This window comes from Stenomitos frigidus ULC18 (assembly GCF_003003795.1).
Lineage (GTDB): Bacteria > Cyanobacteriota > Cyanobacteriia > Leptolyngbyales > Leptolyngbyaceae > Stenomitos > Stenomitos frigidus_A.
The window spans coordinates 1-19,665 of record NZ_PVWK01000148.1 but is presented as its reverse complement, the minus strand read 5'-3'; the positions used below and the strand labels follow the sequence as shown (position 1 = coordinate 19,665).

General features: G+C 49.9%; 19 protein-coding genes and 1 pseudogene. 13 read left to right on the top strand and 7 right to left on the bottom strand.

The window, feature by feature from the left end; all coding sequences use genetic code 11:
* Positions 1–291 precede the first annotated feature (291 nt).
* The 3 genes from C7B82_RS27425 (at position 292) to C7B82_RS27415 (ending at position 5,027) form a co-directional block, all read left to right on the top strand.
* Entirely contained in the window at positions 292–1,440 is a 1,149-nt protein-coding gene (locus C7B82_RS27425; protein ID WP_106260072.1) for a glycosyltransferase, read from the top strand.
* Positions 1,441–1,562: 122 nt separating this feature from the next.
* Entirely contained in the window at positions 1,563–2,267 is a 705-nt protein-coding gene (locus tag C7B82_RS27420) for an undecaprenyl-phosphate galactose phosphotransferase family protein (RefSeq protein WP_106260070.1), read from the top strand.
* 102 nt (positions 2,268–2,369) lie between these two features.
* Positions 2,370–5,027 (top strand): chloride channel protein, encoded by a 2,658-nt coding sequence (locus C7B82_RS27415; protein ID WP_106260069.1) that lies wholly within the window; start codon positions 2,370–2,372, stop codon positions 5,025–5,027.
* 25 nt (positions 5,028–5,052) lie between these two features.
* Here the strand turns inward: C7B82_RS27415 and C7B82_RS32755 are convergent, their stop codons facing one another.
* Entirely contained in the window at positions 5,053–5,457 is a 405-nt protein-coding gene (locus C7B82_RS32755) for a hypothetical protein (protein ID WP_181357722.1), read from the bottom strand.
* A 500-nt stretch (positions 5,458–5,957) separates the two neighbouring features.
* Complete coding sequence (locus C7B82_RS27405) at positions 5,958–6,515, bottom strand: DciA family protein (RefSeq protein WP_106260067.1); 558 nt, start codon at positions 6,513–6,515, stop codon at positions 5,958–5,960.
* A gap of 306 nt (positions 6,516–6,821) precedes the next feature.
* Between C7B82_RS27405 and C7B82_RS27400 the strand changes: the two genes are divergently transcribed.
* From C7B82_RS27400 to C7B82_RS27385, 4 genes are all read left to right on the top strand, one after another.
* Positions 6,822–8,168, top strand: a complete 1,347-nt coding sequence (locus tag C7B82_RS27400; RefSeq protein ID WP_106260066.1) for a hypothetical protein — start codon at positions 6,822–6,824, stop codon at positions 8,166–8,168.
* Positions 8,169–8,305: 137 nt separating this feature from the next.
* Positions 8,306–9,061, top strand: a complete 756-nt coding sequence (locus tag C7B82_RS27395) for a PspA/IM30 family protein (protein WP_106260064.1) — start codon at positions 8,306–8,308, stop codon at positions 9,059–9,061.
* A gap of 251 nt (positions 9,062–9,312) precedes the next feature.
* A complete protein-coding gene (locus C7B82_RS27390; RefSeq protein ID WP_281259054.1) occupies positions 9,313–10,164 on the top strand; it encodes an exopolyphosphatase in 852 nt (283 codons plus the stop codon).
* Positions 10,165–10,370: 206 nt separating this feature from the next.
* On the top strand, positions 10,371–10,571 hold the full coding sequence (locus C7B82_RS27385) for a hypothetical protein (RefSeq protein WP_106260060.1): 201 nt from the start codon (positions 10,371–10,373) through the stop codon (positions 10,569–10,571).
* 402 nt (positions 10,572–10,973) lie between these two features.
* Here the strand turns inward: C7B82_RS27385 and C7B82_RS27375 are convergent, their stop codons facing one another.
* The 4 genes from C7B82_RS27375 to C7B82_RS27360 all read right to left on the bottom strand — a co-directional run bounded on the left by C7B82_RS27375 (position 10,974) and on the right by C7B82_RS27360 (position 14,678).
* Complete coding sequence (locus C7B82_RS27375) at positions 10,974–12,083, bottom strand: hypothetical protein (RefSeq protein ID WP_106260058.1); 1,110 nt, start codon at positions 12,081–12,083, stop codon at positions 10,974–10,976.
* A 223-nt stretch (positions 12,084–12,306) separates the two neighbouring features.
* On the bottom strand, positions 12,307–13,497 hold the full coding sequence (locus tag C7B82_RS27370) for a sulfate ABC transporter substrate-binding protein (RefSeq protein WP_245940123.1): 1,191 nt from the start codon (positions 13,495–13,497) through the stop codon (positions 12,307–12,309).
* Between the two features lie 226 nt (positions 13,498–13,723).
* Positions 13,724–14,041 (bottom strand): hypothetical protein, encoded by a 318-nt coding sequence (locus C7B82_RS31695; RefSeq protein ID WP_146141286.1) that lies wholly within the window; start codon positions 14,039–14,041, stop codon positions 13,724–13,726.
* Between the two features lie 133 nt (positions 14,042–14,174).
* Positions 14,175–14,678, bottom strand: coding sequence for a DUF2721 domain-containing protein (locus C7B82_RS27360; protein ID WP_106260054.1), 504 nt, complete (start codon positions 14,676–14,678; stop codon positions 14,175–14,177).
* Between the two features lie 283 nt (positions 14,679–14,961).
* On the opposite strand from C7B82_RS27360, the pseudogene C7B82_RS31690 reads away from it, so the two are divergent.
* The 3 genes and pseudogenes from C7B82_RS31690 to C7B82_RS34010 form a co-directional block, all read left to right on the top strand.
* Positions 14,962–15,156 (top strand): annotated as a pseudogene (locus C7B82_RS31690) (DsbA family protein); the annotation flags it as partial.
* The gene (locus tag C7B82_RS27355) at positions 15,153–15,908 is read left to right on the top strand and encodes a GAF domain-containing protein (RefSeq protein ID WP_245940122.1); all 756 of its coding nucleotides are present in this window, start codon (positions 15,153–15,155) and stop codon (positions 15,906–15,908) included. The pseudogene C7B82_RS31690 and the gene C7B82_RS27355, both read left to right, overlap by 4 nt.
* A gap of 6 nt (positions 15,909–15,914) precedes the next feature.
* Complete coding sequence (locus C7B82_RS34010) at positions 15,915–16,262, top strand: ATP-binding protein (protein ID WP_245940121.1); 348 nt, start codon at positions 15,915–15,917, stop codon at positions 16,260–16,262.
* Between the two features lie 55 nt (positions 16,263–16,317).
* Here the strand turns inward: C7B82_RS34010 and C7B82_RS27350 are convergent, their stop codons facing one another.
* Positions 16,318–16,779 (bottom strand): hypothetical protein, encoded by a 462-nt coding sequence (locus tag C7B82_RS27350; RefSeq protein ID WP_106260052.1) that lies wholly within the window; start codon positions 16,777–16,779, stop codon positions 16,318–16,320.
* A gap of 398 nt (positions 16,780–17,177) precedes the next feature.
* Here C7B82_RS27350 and C7B82_RS27345 point away from each other — a divergent pair, with 398 nt between their 5' ends.
* The 3 genes from C7B82_RS27345 (at position 17,178) to C7B82_RS27335 (ending at position 19,550) form a co-directional block, all read left to right on the top strand.
* Positions 17,178–17,549 (top strand): thioredoxin family protein, encoded by a 372-nt coding sequence (locus C7B82_RS27345; protein ID WP_106260051.1) that lies wholly within the window; start codon positions 17,178–17,180, stop codon positions 17,547–17,549.
* Positions 17,546–18,202 (top strand): Crp/Fnr family transcriptional regulator, encoded by a 657-nt coding sequence (locus C7B82_RS27340; protein ID WP_106260049.1) that lies wholly within the window; start codon positions 17,546–17,548, stop codon positions 18,200–18,202. Before C7B82_RS27345 ends, C7B82_RS27340 begins: the two co-directional genes overlap by 4 nt.
* A 76-nt stretch (positions 18,203–18,278) precedes the next feature.
* Positions 18,279–19,550 (top strand): GAF domain-containing sensor histidine kinase, encoded by a 1,272-nt coding sequence (locus tag C7B82_RS27335; RefSeq protein WP_106260048.1) that lies wholly within the window; start codon positions 18,279–18,281, stop codon positions 19,548–19,550.
* Positions 19,551–19,665: the final 115 nt, after the last annotated feature.

Sequence of the window (19,665 nt, the reverse complement as noted above, 5' to 3'; positions counted from 1 at the left end):
GATTTAAAACCAAAAAGCGTAAATTTTTATGAAAAAGAGTATGTGTATCTTGCTACAATAAGACCGAGCCAAGGGAATACTAAAAAGTAGTAGTCCGCTGTACGTTTGGGAACGCACAGATTGGTTTCTTCCATTTCGAGAGAGCAACGTATTCTTTTGTCCGACCAGCCTTTGCGCTGGTCTTTTTTTATAGAACAGGACTTTTAGGGAGGATGCCGATCGCTCCAGTGGTTTCTCTGGTGGTTTATAGTTGCACCAGAGCAAACGGTCTAAGGGATAGTAAACGCTGCTGTGGCATTGAAGTATGCGCTAGTGCATGAATGGTTAACGCCCAAAGCGACAGGCGGTTCCGAGCTGGTCGTGCAGGAAATTCTCAAGCACATAGACGCAGATGTCTATGCGCTGATTGATTTTGAATCGACGAACCCTGAGAGCTATCTGTTTAAGCGCACGATCGGCACCACATTTTTACAGCACTTCCCGTTAGCTCGCAGTGGTGTACAAAAATATTTGCCGTTCCTCCCGCTGGCGATCGAACAGCTTGACCTCCGCGGTTATGACGTGATCCTCTCGTCCTCCCATGCCGTCGCCAAGGGCGTGCTCACAGGACCGAACCAACTGCACGTGTGTTACTGTCACGCACCCATGCGCTATGCGTGGGATATGACCTTCGACTACTTGCAAAACAGTACGGCCGGTCAAGGCGTACCGGGCTGGCTCACGCGCTACCTGCTGCACCGTCTGCGGCAATGGGACGTGCTATCAGCCAATCGAGTCGATTATTTCATTGCAAATTCACACCATACGGCACGGCGGATCTGGCGTTGCTATCGTCGTCCGGCAGAAGTCATTTATCCCCCTGTAGCGACCGATCGATTCCACTTTCAGGCGCAAAAGCAGGACTTTTATGTCACCGTTTCGCGTCTGGTTAGCTACAAAAAAATCGCGTTGATTGTCAAAGCCTTCAACCAGTTAGGAAAACCGCTGGTAGTCATTGGTGGCGGCCCCGAACTCAAACAAATCCAGCAACTGGCGCAACCGAATGTGCAGATCTTGGGCTGGCAACCCGATACCGTTGTTGAGCAATACATGGCGCAGGCAAAAGCGTTTGTTTATGCTGCCTTTGAAGATTTTGGCATTGCTCCAGTAGAGGCGCAGGCCTGTGGTACACCCGTCATTGCCTATGGCTTGGGGGGAACTTTAGAGACGGTGCGCGATGTCAAACAATATGGTGAGATGGGCACGGGATTACTGTTTTATGAACAGACTGAAGCCGCGATCGTCGATGCTGTGAAGGCGTTTGAACAGTATCAGTCAGCACTAAATCCAGACATCGTGCGATCGCACGCACTATCCTTCAGTCCCAGCATCTTTCAAGATCGCTATCAAGCCTTCCTGGAGCGCTGTTATGGGGAATTTCAGCAGCACATTTCACCCTGAAGACAACCGTATACTGGCGTGATCATCTTGGTTTTTCACCTGAATTGGCACCAAAAACTATGTAGATCCGGTTAGTGGCTTTATGATAATGACTGTGTGGTGTGGATGTGTGAAGGAGTAAAATGACTGCCGAAAGCCAATTAATCTCTGGCAAGACAATTCGTGCATTCTTAAAGCGTGGTTTCGCACCGCTTTTTGAGCATGCTTTAAACGGAGCGTTTGCCAAACGGCTGTTTGATGTTGCATTTTCCCTGACGGTTCTGATTGTTTTTGCCCCGGTTTACCTGCTGCTGATTGTTTTGATTGCGCTTAGTTCTCGTGGTCCCATTTTTTACGTTCAAGAGCGCGTCGGTAGGAATTACAAACCCTTTGGCTGCATAAAATTCAGAACGATGGTGCGAAATGCGGATGAGGTACTGATGGAAATGATGGAGACCTCACCCGGTCTGCGTCAGGAATTTAAAAGCAATTTTAAGCTGCGACGTGATCCACGCATCACGCGTATTGGTCGCTTCCTGCGAATCACCAGCTTAGACGAGTTTCCTCAATTCTTAAATGTGCTGAAAGGCGATATGAGCGTTGTGGGGCCGCGTCCAGTCGTCACTGAAGAGCTAGAACGCTACGGCAATTATGCCGATCGGGTTTTCAGCATTCGTCCCGGTATTACTGGGTTGTGGCAAGTCTCTGGGCGGAATGACATTCCGTATCCCAGGCGAGTCCAAATTGATATCTATTACGTCAATTTTCGCGGCTTTCTCATGGACTTGTGGATTGTCTCTCGAACCATTGGTGTAATTCTCTTCCCAAAAGATAACGGCGCTTACTAACGACGCCGTTAGTTACAGTGGCACAACAATGGGCTCACCTAGCGATGCGGCTGCCAAGCGTGGAGCAGAGGCAATCTCAGCGATCATTATGAGCACTGTCTAATGCGGTTTTCAGCTACCTTCAAAGCGATCGCCCAGTTGCTTACCCCCAAACGGTTAGCCATCCTTGAGGCGATTCTGATTGGTCTTGTCGCTGCACTGGCAGCGGTACTACTGAAGGAAAGTATCCATTGGTTGGGCAGTTGGCGGCTCAAAGAAGCGCTCATTTTGCCCATCTGGCTGTTGATACCTACTCTCGGCCTGGGTGGTGGGCTTTTAGTGGGGTTGCTGGTTGAGCGTGTTGCACCAGAGGCTTTAGGGAGCGGTGTACCTCAAGTCAAAGCAGCGTTGGCCTACGTGCCCATTCCGCTCAATTTACGTGTGGCAGTGGTCAAGCTGGTCAGCACGACCCTTGCCCTCGGTTCTGGGTTCGCGCTGGGGCGGGAAGGGCCGACCATTCAGATTGGAGCCGCCCTAGCAGCACAGCTAAGTCGCTGGCTACCGTCTTCACCAGAGCATCGACGTCAGTTGATTGCGGCAGGCGCGGCAGCAGGGTTAGCTGCCAGTTTCGATGCACCGATCGCAGGCGTCATGTTCGTGCTTGAGGAGCTACTTCAAGACTTCTCTAATCTGACGCTGGGTACAGCCATCCTGGCCTCCTTCATTGGTGGTGTGACATCCCGCATTTTAGCAGGACCTAACCTGCATTTGGGTGTGAACCCGTTGAGCTATCACACCAATTTTTCGCCAGCAGAAATTCCTTTTTTTTTGGTTTTGGGTGTGCTGACAGGCGTACTGTCCACGGTGTTTAATCACGGCATTCTTTACAGCATTCGTTGGAGCCGTCGGACGCTGCGGATGAGCCCCATGTGGCGAATCGGCTTAGCAGGGCTTGTTTCTGGTACAGTGATCGCCTTTCTCCCGGTGCCCTTTCGCGATAGCTATACCCTGGAGGTTTTTCTCACCAGTGGTCAGGCAGACTGGCGTATGGCAATCTTTGCGTTCCTGGTGCAGTTTGGCTTAACGCTGGTTGCCTGCAGCGTAGAAGTGCCAGGGGGATTATTTGTCCCTAGTATGATTTTAGGGGCATCGTTAGGGAATCTAGTAGGCTTGGCTGATCGAGCGCTGCTAGGCGGTGAACCTGTGCTTTATGCCTTAGCAGGAATGGGAGCCTTCCTGGGAGCGTCTGCCAGAGTGCCGATTACGGCGATCGTCATTGTTTTTGAAATCACCACCAACTTTAATCTGGTACTGCCGCTGATGATTAGCGCAGTGACGGCCTACCTTGTTGCAGAGCGTCTGTTTCCAGGCTCCATCTACACGCACCTGCTGGAGCTGAAGGGGATTAATATTGAACCGGCCGTCGTACAGGACGGTCTTTGGGCAAGACTCACCGCCGCGGATGTGATGCAGCAGAAAGTCGAAACGCTGAGCAGCCAAATGACATTAGATGAGGTGATACAGGCCTTTTCGCGATCGCATCATCGTGGCTTTCCAGTCGTAGACGACAGTCGCCTGGTAGGTATCGTGACGCTCACCGATCTGGACAAAGTGGCCCAGCGACAGCTGCCAGGCACGGCTGTACTGAAAGACATCATGACACCCCAGCCAATCACTGTCAGTCCACCCGATACGCTGAGTCATGTCCTCTATCTGCTGTCTCGTTACAAGCTGTCTCGTCTGCCGGTGACAGACCATCGCAAGCTTGTTGGCATTATCACCCGTAGCGACATTTTGCAGGTCGAGTCTGATCAGTTACGTGGCGGGGTCGATCGTCCAGGACAAAGAGCCGCACCGTCCTACGTTGTCTATCAGACGCAAGCCCCTGCCATCGGTCGCGGTCGACTACTCTTACCACTCAGTAACCCCCAAACAGCTAACAGGATGCTCCAGCTAGCGTTTGCGATTGCCCAAGAGCGCCATTACGAAGTCGAATGCTTGCAGGTGATCCCAGTACCCCGGCATACGTCGCCAGCGGAAACAGACGTTAGCACAACCTTGAGCCGTCGTCTGTTAAAACAAGCTGTGAGGCAAGGCAATGCTAAACACATCCCGGTACACACGCAGATTCGAGCGTCACAAAGTATTGATCAGGCCATCTTAGAAACCATTACTGAGCGCCACATTGACCTGCTGCTCATGGGCTGGAAAGGCAGCACCTCCACACCGGGCCGCATTTTTGGTGATGTCGTCGATACCATTATTCGGCAGGCAAGCTGCGATGTTGTGCTGGTGAAGCTCGGTGAAACCGCTGGTACACCACTGCTAGCGGCATCCGATCCAGCAGCAGCCAACGATCACACCCAACCTGCCGTTAACTGGAACCGTTGGCTACTGCCGATCGCAGGCGGTCCCAATTCGCAGCATGCGCTCAAACTCTTGCCTGCCCTGGTCACTCTCAGCCAGAACCCTGAGATTCGGTTGTGTCAAGTCTTTCACCCCTCTGACGAGACCCAAAGCCAGATCCTGTTAGAAGAAGATGCCAATTTTCTGAAGCAACGCCTCCAAACCAGCGTCATCACGTTGCCCGTCTGCGCGAATTCGGTTTCTGATGCCGTCATTGATATGGCTCAGAAAGATCAGTGCGATGTGATTGTGGTCGGTGCCAGTCGAGAAGGACTGCTCCAGCAAGCCATTCAAGGAAATATCCCTGAGAAGATCACCCGTAATTGTGACTGCACGGTGATTCTAGTCAGAAAAGCGATCGTTAGTGATGCTTAGAGGCATGAATTAACGATCGAAGACATTACATCCACAGTGCTTTGATGCCCATTGTCTGCTTTGACTCGGTTGAACGTGGCTGTACCATGCGAGTAGAAGCAGTATTGCTGAAGCTCTGTTTCGAAGACAAACGATCGCCCTCGGTGTATGAGATGTGTGAACCTTCCGACGTTCCATCAAAGCACAAAGCGGGTTCTAACGGCTCTACAAATGCAGATTCCTCTATGGCAGCAAGTGTTTTTTGCTGCCACAACATAATGTCTTCAAAATTCTCCCATGCTGGGGAGAACAGCGGGATCGCCAGTGTACAAGCAGACCAGGCACCCTGAACATTCACATTCAGCTGGTTGCAATGCCCTCCTCGTCGTCCTTCTGGCTCATAATACCGACAGCGCCGACAAGCAGACGTCTGAGAATGCGAGGTTTCCATATTATTAAAGAATCTTTGAAAGCGTGATCGGTGTTATTAACTTCATTCTGAAGTCAGCCGTTTCCTCAGATTCAGTCAGCAAAACGTCAGGAGCATGCCGCTGCCGCTGTCTAAGCCGTTCTTGTGGCAAAAAGCCTTTTAGATTGTCTTCACTTTCACGAAATCAAGAGCAACATTTTTGATAGTGGGATCGCTGCAAAATCGTTATGAAAGGTCTTGTTTTGGCATAAAAGTTGGAGGGATCAAGTCAAACAAATTCTATTTTTGAACAGAGAATACTGCTGTCACAAACAAAATAGCCCTCAACACAGTTCAGCAAAAACCGTATATCTGAGGAACTTACCGCCGACTCCAAGCGCCTGTAGCCAATGCAAGGGTGATATCGCGCAGATTCTGAGATAAAAAGGTAACTTTTAATCAGCCTACTGACTGAGTCTTGTTGTCACAGTCTGCAGCAAAGTGAAGCCTGCAATGATTGCGACGCCAATGAGTCGCTACTCCTACCATTGTTTCGCAGCGCAAAGAGAGCATAGCGACCAACGTTTCAACTCACCCAGTGGTGTTGGGCATTGGCAGCGAGGGCAAAAGGGCATGTTTTGGGTGCGTGATCGCATGAGGTTGCCCCAATGCTGAAAGGCTTGCAACGGGTCGGTCAGCGTCTCCGGCCGCTGTGTGCCAACCGCCCGCACGACCTCTGTCATGCGACTAGGATGTTGCTGCCAAAGTTGTGCCTGTAGTGACGCATTGAGTGCCGATCGAGGCTGTTCCTGCCATTGAGCGCTAGAGAACCGAATATCGACAAGAGACAGCGAGAGGCTTGCGTTGAGCTTCACCAAGATGCGTTGGCGTTCGAAGACTAAATTCTGTGCCCAGGCAGAACTTGAAGTGGCTACTCGCAACACATCGTTATGAATGGCAAGCGGTCGTGTTTGTACTGCTACCACCGGTCCAACCGCTTCAACCCAAGCTCGCACAAGTCGTTGAGAGCGCTGCTGATCGTACGCACGATAGCGATCGCCCAATTGACCTAAAACGTGATCGATAGACTTAAAGGACATAGCGGCAACGAAACCATGAAAGGGGTGCGAGAGCGCGTAAAAAAGTGTATAACGTTAGCTCAACGTCTTTACTCAAATGGCTGGCGATCAGTAATACTAGACGGCAGCATCTCTATCAAGTGGGTCTACCATATCGTCAGGGTCAGTTGAAAACCTATTGGGTCAGCTCAGTCTAAAATGTTACAGTCCCTCTAGACTATGACAAAAGGTCAATCTTGTAGACTATTGATACAAATCAGCCCATCGATCGGGTGATGATTCGCTTCAAACACTAACCTTATTAAGCGTCCTGGTAGGAACTGCGTAATGCGTCAAAATTCTAAAGTAGAACCATCTAACCAACCAACTTCAGCGATCGCACTGCATCCAGTGCTCAGCCTTGCTCTGGCAAATTTAGATGTTCAGCTAGAGGATGAATTGGCACGCTACAGGCGGCAGCGGACGACCGCTGGGCGAGCTGCACCTCCAGCCAATCGGAAGCAGGCGTCTCATCAGCTTGATCTGATTGCTGTCGCTGCCACCAATGTTCGAGCAACCAGTGAGCGAACGACCAGTGGTCAAGATAATGCTGCTGTTGCCGCACAGTTAACACCTGCATTGGACGAACGTCTGACGGGTATTGCTGAACCAGCGAGCGCGCCCGATGCCTATAAGCCCATTCCTGCCTTTACCGCCAACGCGCAACCATTTGAAGCCGCGATCGCCCTCAGAACGCCGGCGAAATCGCTGACCCAGGACGACAGCAGGCAGCAACCTCCCCTAGCAGGAGACGACGCTCATGCCCTTGCCCATGCAGCCAATCCAAACTTGGACGATTATCTAGAATCCTCCGAGGAGCTACTACGCAGCCTTGCCGACGAAAAAGCCGAAGTGCGGGCAGAGCGGAATTTCATGCAGAGCCTGCTTACGCCGCTGGGGCTCGGTTCTATGCTGCTGCTGCTACTCTCTAGCGCAATGTTTGGGTATGTCATTATGAACCCGTCGAGCTTAGGTTGGCTGGCGGTGAAGCAAAATGGCCACTCTAATGATGCGCCTCCAGGGCAAACTCCAGGACAAGCATTACCACCGCCACAACCCGATCTTGCTAAGCGTGAGCTGCCAGAGCTGAATTTAAGCAACTTAGGCACTTTGAATGTAGGTCCTGGCATTCCACCCAAAACTTCGTCGGTTCCAGGTTCGAAAACGGCTGCGACACTTAACAATCAGTCAGCCACCACGACAGCGAAAGCAGAAGGTTCTCAATCCAGTAGCCAGTCACCTGCCGCATCCACACAAACCCCAATGCCAGCGGCAACATCAGGTTCCAGTCGTCCCTATGCTGCGCGTACGATCGCTCCACCCCAAGCAGCACTCATTCGTCCGGCTCCGGTCAAAATACCTGCACGACCTGTACCGATGGCACCCGCGCCAAACGTTAGTGGACGGAGTTCTGGAGGCGCTGATTCCTACCTATACAAAGTGGGAGTTCCGTTTGAAAATGACCAGACTCTAGAGAATGCCAGAAAAGTAGTACCAGATGCGTTTGTTCGCACATTGCCTGATGGCAGAACGATCGTGCAGTTAGGTGCCGCCCGTAGCGAAACTGAAGTAAAAGCAAACATTCAGGGACTACACAATCAAGGGCTTTCTTCTGCTGAAGTCTACAAACGGTGAGGGGTACGAACAGAAAAGGTACGGTAGGATTGAGAGAAGTTGTGAGTTTACGGTTCTGAGTTCTGAGTGAGGTCATACAGCCTAGGTGCTCGAAATTCACAGTTCAAAACTTAAACCTGTCGCATCCGGAGATCAGCATGGGACTTTTCGACCGAATCATGCGGGTGATTCGCGCCAATCTGAATAGCTTGGTGAGCAGCGCCGAAGACCCGGAGAAAATCCTGGAACAAGCTGTGCTGGATATGCAGGAGGATCTGATCCAACTGCGGCAAGCGGTCGCCCAGGCCATTGCCACTCAAAAGCGTACCGAGCGTCAATGCTCTCAAGCACAAACCACTGCCGACGAATGGTATCGTCGTGCCCAACTGGCGCTCCAGAAAGGAGACGAAACCCTGGCACGAGAGGCATTGACACGGCGCAAATCTTACCAGGACACGGCAGAAGCTATGCGATCGCAGATTGCACAACAGTCCACGATCGTGACACAGCTGAAGCAGAACATGATGAAGCTGGAGAGCAAAATCTCCGAAGCCAAAACCAAGAAAGATCTATATATTGCGAGGGCACGATCGGCAAAAGCCTCCCAGCAGATCAACGACATGATGGGACGGGTAGGAACAGGTGGCGCGATCGCAGCCTTCGAGCGCATGGAAGAAAAAGTCTTGCAGCTAGAAGCGCAATCTGAAGCCGTCGCGGAATTGGGGACAGACGATCTTGAGAAGCGCATTGCTGCCCTCGGCGAGGCCGATGACGTTGAAGCTGAACTGGCTGCCATGAAAAACCAGATTACTGGCGACTCACAATCTGCCCAATTGCCTCCCAGCCAAACAGCTCCAGATGCCGAAACCGAAAGAGACCTTGAGCAATTGCGTCAGCAAATCAGAGAACCTTAGGAACACAGATTAAATAAGGAGATTTCTAGCGTCAGGACACGACATTGCGATGTTCCTACAAGGTGGCTCAACCAACAGCCGCCTAACCGCTTTTTCGGCATGTGTAAACCCGATCCGTTCTGGGAACCTTAAAGGCAGACTAGCGCTGAAAACGGGGGATACACATGATAGCAGCCAGGACAAAGTATCGATTGGTGACTAGAAGTGATTTTGATGGGCTCGTCTGCGCCGTTCTACTAAAAGAACTGGACATGATTGATGACATCAAATTTGTCCATCCCAAAGATATGCAGGATGGTAAGGTTGAGATTACGGCAAATGACATTACAACCAATCTTCCTTACATCGAAAGCGCCTATTTAGTCTTCGATCATCACTCTAGTGAAACGATTAGAAATCAAGGGCTAAAAGAGAATTACATTATTAATCCAGAGGCACCCTCAGCCGCTAGGGTCGTTTATGAATACTTTGGCGGTCAGGAGCGTTTTCCTAACCTCTCTCTTGAGATGATGACTGCCGTTGACAAAGCCGACTCAGCTCAATTTTCTGCGGTAGAAGTGCTCAACCCTACAGGTTGGACGTTGCTCAATTTCTTGATGGATGCCCGGACAGGGTTGGGACGCTTCAAAGAGTTCCGAGTCTCAAACTATAACTTGATGATGCAGTTAATTGACTGCTGCAAAACTCAGTCGATCAACACCATTCTTGCGCTACCTGACGTACAAGAACGCGTTGACCTGTACTTTGAGCAGGAGTCACGGTTCAAGGCGCAAATTCAAGCCTGTGCAACCGTCCATCAGAACCTGATTGTCCTTGATCTGAAAAATGAAGCGGTCATCTATGCTGGCAATCGCTTTATGGTGTATGCACTCTTTCCACAGTGCAATATCTCTATTCATCTAATGTGGGGACGACAGCAGCAAAATACCGTTTTTGCTACAGGCAAGTCAATTTTCAATCGCTCATCCGCAACGAATATTGGTGAGTTGATGCTGAAGTATGGCGGTGGTGGGCATGCCAACGCTGGCACCTGCCAGGTTGACAACGATCAAGCAGAAGTAACACTGGCCGAGCTGATTGCGCAAATCACGGCTGACGGCTGATTCTGGTCGAACGCCTTGCTGTAGTAAACGATGACAAGCGTCTATAACCAAGCCACTTAATCTGGATTCATGCACCACCCGTTTGACAGTGCAGCCAGACCTTTGGTTTGACAGTCATTGGCAACGATCGCGGCTCAGGTGTTGCCTGCAACAGACAACGTGATCGATTGATGGAACAGTAAGAGTAAAGCTTGAGGTAACGCAACATGGAGACTCTGCAAGACTTCTTGACTCTTACTGCGACCGTAGTGGAATACTTTTTCTTTGCTTATCTGGCTGTAGCCTTTATGGTCTATTCGTTAAAGTTACCTAAAACGGCAAAGTCGCCGCATGCAACATCAGTGCCCCAGACTGCTTGGGGACGATCGGTTGCACCCAGTACGGCGCTTGCGGGCATGGCCAGTTAGCGTTGAGCCCAGGTTAAATCATCCAGTTTTGATCAGGAGGTAGTGTTCGCGAATCATATTGACTGAGTGATTCGTCGAATACTGCACCTGAAATTCAGTTTTTGCCGCCGTTATTGTTCAACCGCCAGCGAGACGAGATCGCTGCAGCTTCGTCCAAATCGTACTGAGCAGCTGTTAGCACGTCATGGGCGATCTGATCTTCTTTCCGCAATAAGTTAAGCCCAGAAAATGGCTCGTTCAACGCCTGTGGCGATCGTGGCTACCGATAATCCCAACATTGGGATCATTACGGGCCCTCCTTTGGCAAGCAGACTCAGCAGATTAGACATGGATCAGAGAAGGAAGAAAGAATGGGAAAGGTCGTGCGTTAAGGCAATAGAAAACTAAGGTTCAGAACTTGCCTTACTTCGGTGGGTCTTTCCAGGTCACGATGAGCGCACCGGCCTTATCTTTTGTAGGCACCAGATTGAGATAGAGTTTCAGCTTGTCTCTCGCCCGTGTCACTTCATAGACCTTCCCACCACCGAAATCGGGTAAGGGATCGGAAACTTCAAAGTCATTTTGCTGGAGGTTGTTGCGAAAAAACTCATCCATCATCGTGTCAAACGAGTAACCCGCAATCAAACTAATGTTGCGAATGCCTGGTTTAGTTACCAGTGCGCCAGCGCTGATGCCCTTGCCAGTTGCTTCAGTGTAGAAAAACTTTGGCTGCTCAAAGTTGGATGGGTCAGCATTTTGCGCTTCTAGATTGCTCAGAATCTCGGAGACTTCGGGCGGCACTTCCACCGCTTTTTTCAAATCTTCTAGCGATCGCGGCGCATCCGACAGCACATATACACTGCCTTTTTCTGTTTGAATGATGCTCAAAAACTGCATCTGACGGTTGCGCGAGATTTGAAACACCTCGCGATCGGTCAGTTGCACCGTCGGCTTGACTGTATATTTCTTTGCAGGCAAGGCCTTTGCATAATAGTCGGCAACCGACTTGACGCCATCAGCCGTTTGCTGACAGGACGACAAATTAAAGCAACCAGGCTGGGCACCTGGATAGATGGGAAAGTCATCCCAGGCGCTTGATCCACCTGCATCCGGACTGCCAGCCGCTGCCCGCCTGAGTGGCGTCTTGGGCTGTGGTATTGGCGGGACTGTGGTCGATCGCACCACGGGCTTGACCAACAGCTTTGTCACTTTTTTAACGCTTGGTGCAGCCTTGATCAACTTGGGAAGTTGGGTGATGCGTACCTGTTTTTCCGGATCTTTAGGCGGTACAGGCATGGGCTCATCGCCTGTGGGAAGCAGTAATAACAGCCCATGTAGCCCCACGGATACCGCCACACCGAACCAAACCCACTTTGACAGCCCCCCTTTCCGCTTAGTTTGAGGAAAGAGGGGGGACAGTGAGTCATCTGAGTCGAGGAACGAGTCCTCAGACGCAACGCGAGAACGCCGCAAAGCATCTTCAGTCAACGTAGCTTCGCTGACTGAAGATGCTTCTGAGGGTTTTTGAGACATGGAATCGGGACGTTGAGAAGTCAAGGTTACAGGAGGTAAACGTGCTAGGAAGAGAGGAGAGTCACTTAATGGGAGGCGATCGCAAACACCTAGTAGCCTATTACCGTTGGATTGCAGGTCTGTAGAGGGGATAGCGGAGTGCATAGTTTTGTATTCACTCCGCTATCAGTTGGCAACCAACTACCAGGCTTGAAGACAGTCGCAGAGCTTCTAGCAGTGGGAATTAGCGGTTGGCAACATAAATCTGATCAAACACCGCTCCATCACCAAAGAACTTTGCCTGGACAGTATCCCAGCCGCCGTAGTTCTTCACTGTATACAGACTTTTTACAGGTGAGAACTTACGAGCAAATTCGCGCTTTACCGTATTATCCACAGGGCGAAAGCCAACTTTGGCAAACTCTCGCTGGGCTTCTGGCGTAAACAGAAACTTAGCAAAAGCCTCAGAAATTTCGCGGGTGCCGTGCTTGTCTACATATTTATCCACCACTGCAACCGGGCTGTCGATCGAAATATTCACCTGAGGAATGACGGTGAAAAAGCCTGTTTCGCCTTTCTGCGCTGCCAGCACCACTTCATTCTCATAGTTCAGCAGCACATCGCCCTGACCTTTCTTATAGAAGAAGTCTGAAGCTTCCCGTGCATCTTTCGCCAGGACAGGCGTATTTTTGTAGACCTGAGTGACATAATTTTTTGCCTTGCTTTCGTCGCCACCGGTTTGAATCACCGATGACCACAGCCCTAAGAAGTTCCAGCGAGCCACACCAGAAGTTTTGGGGTTTGCGTTGATGACACTCACACCGGGTTTCAACAAATCCTCCCAGCCTTTAATGCCTTTGGGATTGCCAGCACGGGTGACAAGAGCAACGACAGAGCGAGTTACGACAGACTCATTTGGCAGCTCTTTCTCCCACCCAGCGTTGACCAAGCCTGCCTTCTGCAACCTGCCCGTATCCAGCCCTAAGGCCAGTACGGTCACATCTGCTTCCAAACCATCAATGACAGCACGGGTTTGAGTACCAGACCCGCCGTAGCTCTCATTAAATTTCACCTCCTGCCCTTTCTCGCGCTTCCACGTTTCCTGGAAGAGGGGGATGATTTTAGAGAAGGCTTCCTTGGTGACAGCGTAGGAAACCAGCGTTAATTCGACGGTTTGCTTTTGGCTTACGAGCTGTGCTTGATTGGAAACACCTGCACCGTGCTTGGGATTAGCTGGACGCTCTTGCAACGCCGTGCCGATCGCGTAAGCCGGTACAACAACACTCATGCTTAACCCAGCAGCGACTAACAGCACGCGACCTTGCGTGGATGCTTGGTGCAGCGGTTGGGTAATACGGTCAACCAGGCTAGAAACTCTAGTAGTAGCTACTTGTAGCTTAGCTGTCAAAGTAGATTGAGGACGGTTGTTGCTCATAAGATTAGACAATGCTTGTGAATTAAGCGGCCAAAAATTCGCAGTAAACATCTAAACCCTGGGAACGCGTCTCCAGGAATTCAGAAACTACAGCGAGTCAATAGGAATACAGTTGAATTTCTAATCAAGACTATTGCATAGCTCTTGAGGCAACGCAAGAGGTTACACAGATTTTTTTTAAGCAACGCGTTTCCTCAGTGAGGCATTTTTTCCCTTGCCAGCATCTCTACTCTGCCAATTGGTGGAGATCCTTGGCAGCCTCAGTTGATAGATTAGTGCGGGCCTGCGTGGGGGAAGCTTTAGTGGCTGGGGCGCTTGACTGGGGCGATCGCGACATCTTAGCGCTGGTAACAGGACTGGAGGCTGACGCAAACACCTGTTGCCAGTTCACATTACGTTCTGGATCAATCGCGACCGCAATCGCCTCAGGCTGTTTGGGCTGCTTTAGCGGCTTTACAGAGGCCGCTTGCTTTGCCTTCGCGTTGGCTAATGTGCCTGTTGGCTGGTTGCCTGAAGCCTCTGGTTTGCGGCTTGGTTGTGCCACCTTACACTCAAAGCGATCGCCCGGTTTTACTGATCGTACCCATGCCGTTGTCAATGCCCTTCAGCAAGATATTATCAAGCTGTGATTTCCCTTTGATGGATACGATTTGGTGCCTGTTCTTCCGTTGCAAAAGCTATTTTCTCATTCGACGCGGCTTTTTGCATAACTGACAATTTTGATCCACTTCTAACTGAATGGAATGATGGGAAGTCCGAAGCTCGTGAGCAATTAGCACCATGCCTGCCAGCAAAATACTAATGCCAACCAAGAAAACAATGACGACAAGCTGATGGAGCCATCTCACATCGTAAGAGACGGCGAGTGCGATGACCAACATATCTAGCATGAAAACTAGAATGGAGAGATAAATTAAAACCAAAACATCATGCACCTGATGGTGATGACGTAATAAATCAGGGAGCAAATGATTGAGGTGATCAAGCCGCTCGCCCTTTGACTTATGCTGATTCCAATCCAAGTCCAACAGGTTAAGCCGTTCTTGATGTACTGAACGCACCCGATCGCTTAACCAGCTATAACGCACCATGAGCCCATTCAGCATAATGCCGCAGGCAGTGAGCATAACCACGGGGGCAATGATGAGGTTAATTGTTTTGACAACAGCTTCATGGGGCATAAGGCTTGCTGCTGATTGGGATGATTTGAATTAAGTCTATTCGAAAGCCTTGAGAGAGAGCGCAAAATTGAATAGAGTCTTTGCCATGCCAAGACTCTACCAGTGACCAGGTTGGCAACGAACAGATTAAACCCACCCAAATGGGTAGGAAAATGACTCAACTATAGTCGGGTAAAGGAATCATCGTTTGGCATAGTAACGAACAGAGCAATCCTCTATAAAGTGAAGAGCATTAAAGTGAAGAGCATTCTAGAAAGCGGCTCAAACCACACAAACCGAGGAAACCAAGCGTGGCGAGAAAAAATTGTCAACCGACTGTCATGTGGCAAAGGTACAAGCAGATATTGCCAGTGGGCTTCAAAGCAATGTCATCAAAACGCCAACGTTTTTCATCAATGGCTTGAAATACAGCGACGATCGAAGCTTAGAGACGCTTTTGGCGGCAGTTGTACAAGCCAGTCATGAAGATGAGCTATGAGAGCCGTTGATCCAAGTCAAATTGAAATCACTGATGATGCGTGGTCAGTTCTATCCCCCTATGAGTGCCGTAGACCCGATGCCCGATGCACACAGTCACCCAACGTTAGAATGCTCAACGGCACTGAGTTACCGCTCCGGTTGGGAGTCCCTTTAAGAACCACTAGCGGAGCGGTCATTGGTACCATTTGTTCTTTCCTGCGGGAGCCTCGTCCCTTCACCGAATCGGAAGTCAAAATCGTCGAATTATTTGCTGAAAGAGCGGCTACCGCGATCGAGAATTTCTGGCTTTATCAACAGCAGTTACAATTCAACGAAAGACTGTCTCAAGAAGTTGCTGCCTGCTCCATTGATCTAAAACTGTCCGAAGAAAAGCTGATTGAGCGCGAACGGTTGGCAGCCATTGGCGAATTTACAGCCATGATTGTCCATGAAGTACGCAACCCACTTACAACCATCCAGATGGGCTTAAGATACGCTCAAAAAGTGTTGCATTCTGACGCCGACCAACAGCGTCTAGACTTGGCCTTGAGCGAATCATATCGCCTCAATCACCTCTTGTCTGAGATTCTCTGCTATGCGAAGCCTCAAGTATTAAAATTAATCAGACTCGATATTAGTGGATTTATCAATGATCTGATCATGCAGATTCAGGACTTACCCGAAGCCGCTGAACGCCGTATTAACTATGTCAAAGGTTCCCCAGACATTGAAGTGATGGCAGATAGCGATAAGCTAAGACAAGTTTTTTAAGATCTGTTGCGGAATGCTTTTGAAGCGATCGCTCCTCACGAGAGCATCAGTTGTGTAATCACAGATGGGATGACACCCGATCGCGTTTGTATCCAGATCCATAACGGTGGTCATCCGATTCCGCTAGAATTATTGCCACATCTAGCGACGCCATTCTGCTCTACAAAGCCCTCTGGCACTGGATTAGGGTTGGCAATTTCTAAGGGAATTGTGATCGCTCACAATGGGGAATTGGAGATTACATCTTCTTCCTCAGGTACCACGGTGAGCGTTCATCTGCCGATGCTCTCCGCTACAGCAGAGACAGAGATGCTCAAATATGCCCCAGATTCAACAATGCCTGCAGCAGAGTAGTTTCGTTTTTTGCCTAGCAGCAACTGACCATTAAAACTCTCTGCTGCAAACGATTTCAGCGCTTATAAATGCTAGCCCGACCACGATAAGCTTCGATCATGGCCTTCATTTCAGCCATCATGCTCTTCATCTCAGCCATCATCGCCACCTGCTGCTGGTGAACCTCTTGCACTGTCGCTGTATTTTTTCTAGGCTGGAGAGTATCAAAGCGCGACTGACTCAGCGTCTGAACTTGCGCCAGTATCACCTGTTGCTGTTTATATAAATCAGCCATTGTTGGAGCCTGTCCCTCTGGCAGCGACGTGAGTGCTTTCATTTCTGCCATCATCGCTTTCATTTGCGTCATTAACGTCTTTATCTCATCAGTCAAAACCTTCTGCTCTCGAAACATTTGCTCGATCGACGATGAGTTGGACTGGGCAACCGTGGCAGTCGGTGTTGTCGCTCCAACAGGTACTGTCGTCGCTAGAATCAGCAGGCTAGACAACACACCAACACCGTAAGCAAAGCTTTTCATGGGGAATCTCCTTAATCTATGCAATGGATCGATACTCTTTGTTGCTTTGAGACGCCAATCGTATCTGTTGGAATGAAGCTTATAGCGCTCCTATGGAACCTGCATGAGAAGAAGGTTAAAAATGAACGAGGTCTGCATGAGAACTCAGCCCATAGCCATACGTCTGGCTGCTGTGCATAGGTATCTGGCGTTTTACGATCGTCAGCTCTAGAAATGCGCCCGTTTGATTCACACGTTTCTCAGTTGATTCTTAACTATTTCCCAGCCTGTTCCTGACTAGGCTTCTCACAATGGGAAGGTAAGCGCATTTCCCATTGATGCCAGCTGAAGCTCGCTTTGGAAGCGCTCACTGAATGATTAAATGCCCTAACCCACACGTCTATGAAAAGGTAAAAGTTATGTTAGTGACCACTCAGTGCATTCTGCTAACCGATGCTAACTTTCAGTCTGAAGTATTGGAAGCTCAAGTTCCTGTATTGGTTGATTGTTGGGCAAGTTGGTGTGGTTCTTTCCATCAGATGAATCCCATCATTGAGACTCTAGCGATCGAGTTTGCAGGGCAAATTAAGATCGGCCGGTTGAATATTGCAGCGTCAGAACAGTTGGCGATGCGTTACGACATTCGGGCGGTGCCAACGCTGCTCTTGTTTAAAGATGGGCAAGTGATGGAACGAGTGATTGGTAGTGTTTCTAAGCAACGTTTTGCCGACACGCTCAACGCCTTACTTCCAGGCAGCTATTCGAGCAGGAGTCGAATGGCCTGTCTATGAAGCTTTCACAACTCAATCAGCTTCCAGCCGAACTACAAGCGATGATTTCGTTCGTAGATCTGGCGGTTGGACAGACGTTGGTTGCTCAACACGAGCCAGCGGAAGCCATTTTTATTCTGGCATCGGGATCCATCCAGCTGCTTAACTACACCGAAGATGGGCAACAAATCAATCACTATAGCGTGAGAGTCGGTGAAAGCTTTGCAGAGGTCGCCTTGTTCTACGAACAGTATGTCTGTACCGCGATCGCGATCGCACCCTCTCGCGTTTTGGTCTTGCCCAAACAGCCTTTTCTAACCGCGTTGAAGGCATCGACAGCGTTGGCTGTAATCTTTATGGAGCAATTGGCTCAGCGTTTACACGAAAGCAAGATCTTGTTGGAATTGCGAAGTATTCGTTCCGCTCAAAAGCGCGTGCTGCATTATTTGCAATTAAATGTGCAGTCGGATGGTATCACTGTCAATTTCGATCGTTCTCTCAAAGCGATTGCGGATGATCTGGGCTTGACACCAGAAGCCCTCTCTCGGTCACTGAAACAGCTTCATAGGGATGAAAAGATTAACCGAAGGAAACGAAAAGTCACACTTCGTAAAGAATTCTCCGAACTTGATTCCAATCATGGCGGTTCTAATGCTATCCCCGTAGACTCTTAAAACAACTTGGTTTCAGGGCTTTAGAGGATCGCTGTTGTTGCTCTGTTATCGAACCGCTGCTCCCGAAGACTAAACTATGGATGCGCAGGATCTTCACCCCTATGAACATGATCGTCGCGTTCTGGAGTTTTTAGCAACGTTGAGCTATCGATCGGGCGATCTCGGTCAGTATCTCTACGAAATTGCCTGTGGTGTGAGCCGCTTAATCCAGTCTGATTGGTCAATTGTCACAGTCTGCCAGGGTGAAACAGGGCAAGTGGTGGCGAGCAGCTTGGGGCTGGGTGCAGGAGACAATGGCTTTTCCGTGCATGGCACGTTGATTAGTGAAATTACCGAAACTGGACGATCGCTCATTATTGAAGATATTCGACAAGAAATGAGACTGTACAAGCCACCTGATGCCTATCTTGGCTATATGGGTGTGCCGTTGCGCACCGTTCACGGGGAAGTCAGTGGCACTATTTGCTCCTTTTTCCGGCAGGCGCGTCAGTTTACAGAAGCTGAAATTCGTACGGTCGAACTGTTTGCTGAACGTGCCGCCACTGCTATTGATAATTACCGTCTTTATCAACAGCAGCAAAAATTCAACGAACTCTTGGAGCTCGAAGTGGCAAACCGCACCGAGGAGCTACGAGTGGCGCAGGCAAGACTGGTCGAACGTGAACGATTGGCTGCGATCGGCGAATTTGCTGCCATGATTGTGCATGAGGTGCGCAACCCACTGACAACGATGATCATGGGCTTAAAGTATGCCCAGAAACAGCTTTTAGAGGCATCGGCGCGCGATCGTCTGGCCCTCTCTTTAGACGAAGCGGATCGTCTACAGCAGTTGTTGAATGAAATTTTGCTCTATGCCAAACCCCAGGTTTTGCAGCTTACCAAAGTTAATCTAGGTGAGTTTTTGCGTGCACTGCTTGGACAAATGCGCGAATTGCCAGAAGCCACCGATCGCTCGATTGAACTCAAGAATGCCTCGCTTGAAGTTGAGATTTTGGGAGATGTGAACAAGCTGAAACAGGTGTTTATTAATCTGTTCCGCAATGCCTGTGAGGCGATCGCGAGCGGTGACACAGTGACCTGCGAGCTAACGCATGAAAGCCACCCAGCGCAGGTCTACATTCATATTCACAATGGTGGCGCTCCCATTCCACCAGAGCTTCTGCCAAGGCTTGCGGAACCCTTTTGTTCCACCAAACCGTCTGGCACTGGGCTCGGTTTGGCGATCGTCAAGCGCATCATAGAAGCCCATGACGGCACGTTCAACATCGAGTCATCGGCAGCCGGAACGGTTGTAACCGTGCAGCTACCTCTAGCGCGTGAATCCCATCGCAACGGTGATCAGTCGTAGGGGCAGGGTTAGCAGAGCAGCGCACGGCTTGGCGGTTAGCAGAAGCGATTATCTTAAATGTCAAGTTCATCAGGCAGGTTGAGCAGCAGGTTTCACGGTCAGTTGCTGTGGCGGT

Bases quoted from the DNA above. Each gene is read 5' to 3' on its own strand.
- C7B82_RS27420 (WP_106260070.1), top strand. From the start codon at position 1,563: ATGACTGCCGAAAGCCAATTAATCTCTGGCAAGACAATTCGTGCATTC.
- C7B82_RS27415 (WP_106260069.1), top strand. From the start codon at position 2,370: ATGCGGTTTTCAGCTACCTTCAAAGCGATCGCCCAGTTGCTTACCCCC.
- C7B82_RS32755 (WP_181357722.1), bottom strand. From the start codon at position 5,457: ATGGAAACCTCGCATTCTCAGACGTCTGCTTGTCGGCGCTGTCGGTAT.
- C7B82_RS27405 (WP_106260067.1), bottom strand. From the start codon at position 6,515: ATGTCCTTTAAGTCTATCGATCACGTTTTAGGTCAATTGGGCGATCGC.
- C7B82_RS27400 (WP_106260066.1), top strand. From the start codon at position 6,822: ATGCGTCAAAATTCTAAAGTAGAACCATCTAACCAACCAACTTCAGCG.
- C7B82_RS27395 (WP_106260064.1), top strand. From the start codon at position 8,306: ATGGGACTTTTCGACCGAATCATGCGGGTGATTCGCGCCAATCTGAAT.
- C7B82_RS27390 (WP_281259054.1), top strand. From the start codon at position 9,313: ATGATTGATGACATCAAATTTGTCCATCCCAAAGATATGCAGGATGGT.
- C7B82_RS27385 (WP_106260060.1), top strand. From the start codon at position 10,371: ATGGAGACTCTGCAAGACTTCTTGACTCTTACTGCGACCGTAGTGGAA.
- C7B82_RS27375 (WP_106260058.1), bottom strand. From the start codon at position 12,083: ATGTCTCAAAAACCCTCAGAAGCATCTTCAGTCAGCGAAGCTACGTTG.
- C7B82_RS27370 (WP_245940123.1), bottom strand. From the start codon at position 13,497: ATGAGCAACAACCGTCCTCAATCTACTTTGACAGCTAAGCTACAAGTA.
- C7B82_RS27360 (WP_106260054.1), bottom strand. From the start codon at position 14,678: ATGCCCCATGAAGCTGTTGTCAAAACAATTAACCTCATCATTGCCCCC.
- C7B82_RS27355 (WP_245940122.1), top strand. From the start codon at position 15,153: ATGAGAGCCGTTGATCCAAGTCAAATTGAAATCACTGATGATGCGTGG.
- C7B82_RS27350 (WP_106260052.1), bottom strand. From the start codon at position 16,779: ATGAAAAGCTTTGCTTACGGTGTTGGTGTGTTGTCTAGCCTGCTGATT.
- C7B82_RS27345 (WP_106260051.1), top strand. From the start codon at position 17,178: ATGTTAGTGACCACTCAGTGCATTCTGCTAACCGATGCTAACTTTCAG.
- C7B82_RS27340 (WP_106260049.1), top strand. From the start codon at position 17,546: ATGAAGCTTTCACAACTCAATCAGCTTCCAGCCGAACTACAAGCGATG.
- C7B82_RS27335 (WP_106260048.1), top strand. From the start codon at position 18,279: ATGGATGCGCAGGATCTTCACCCCTATGAACATGATCGTCGCGTTCTG.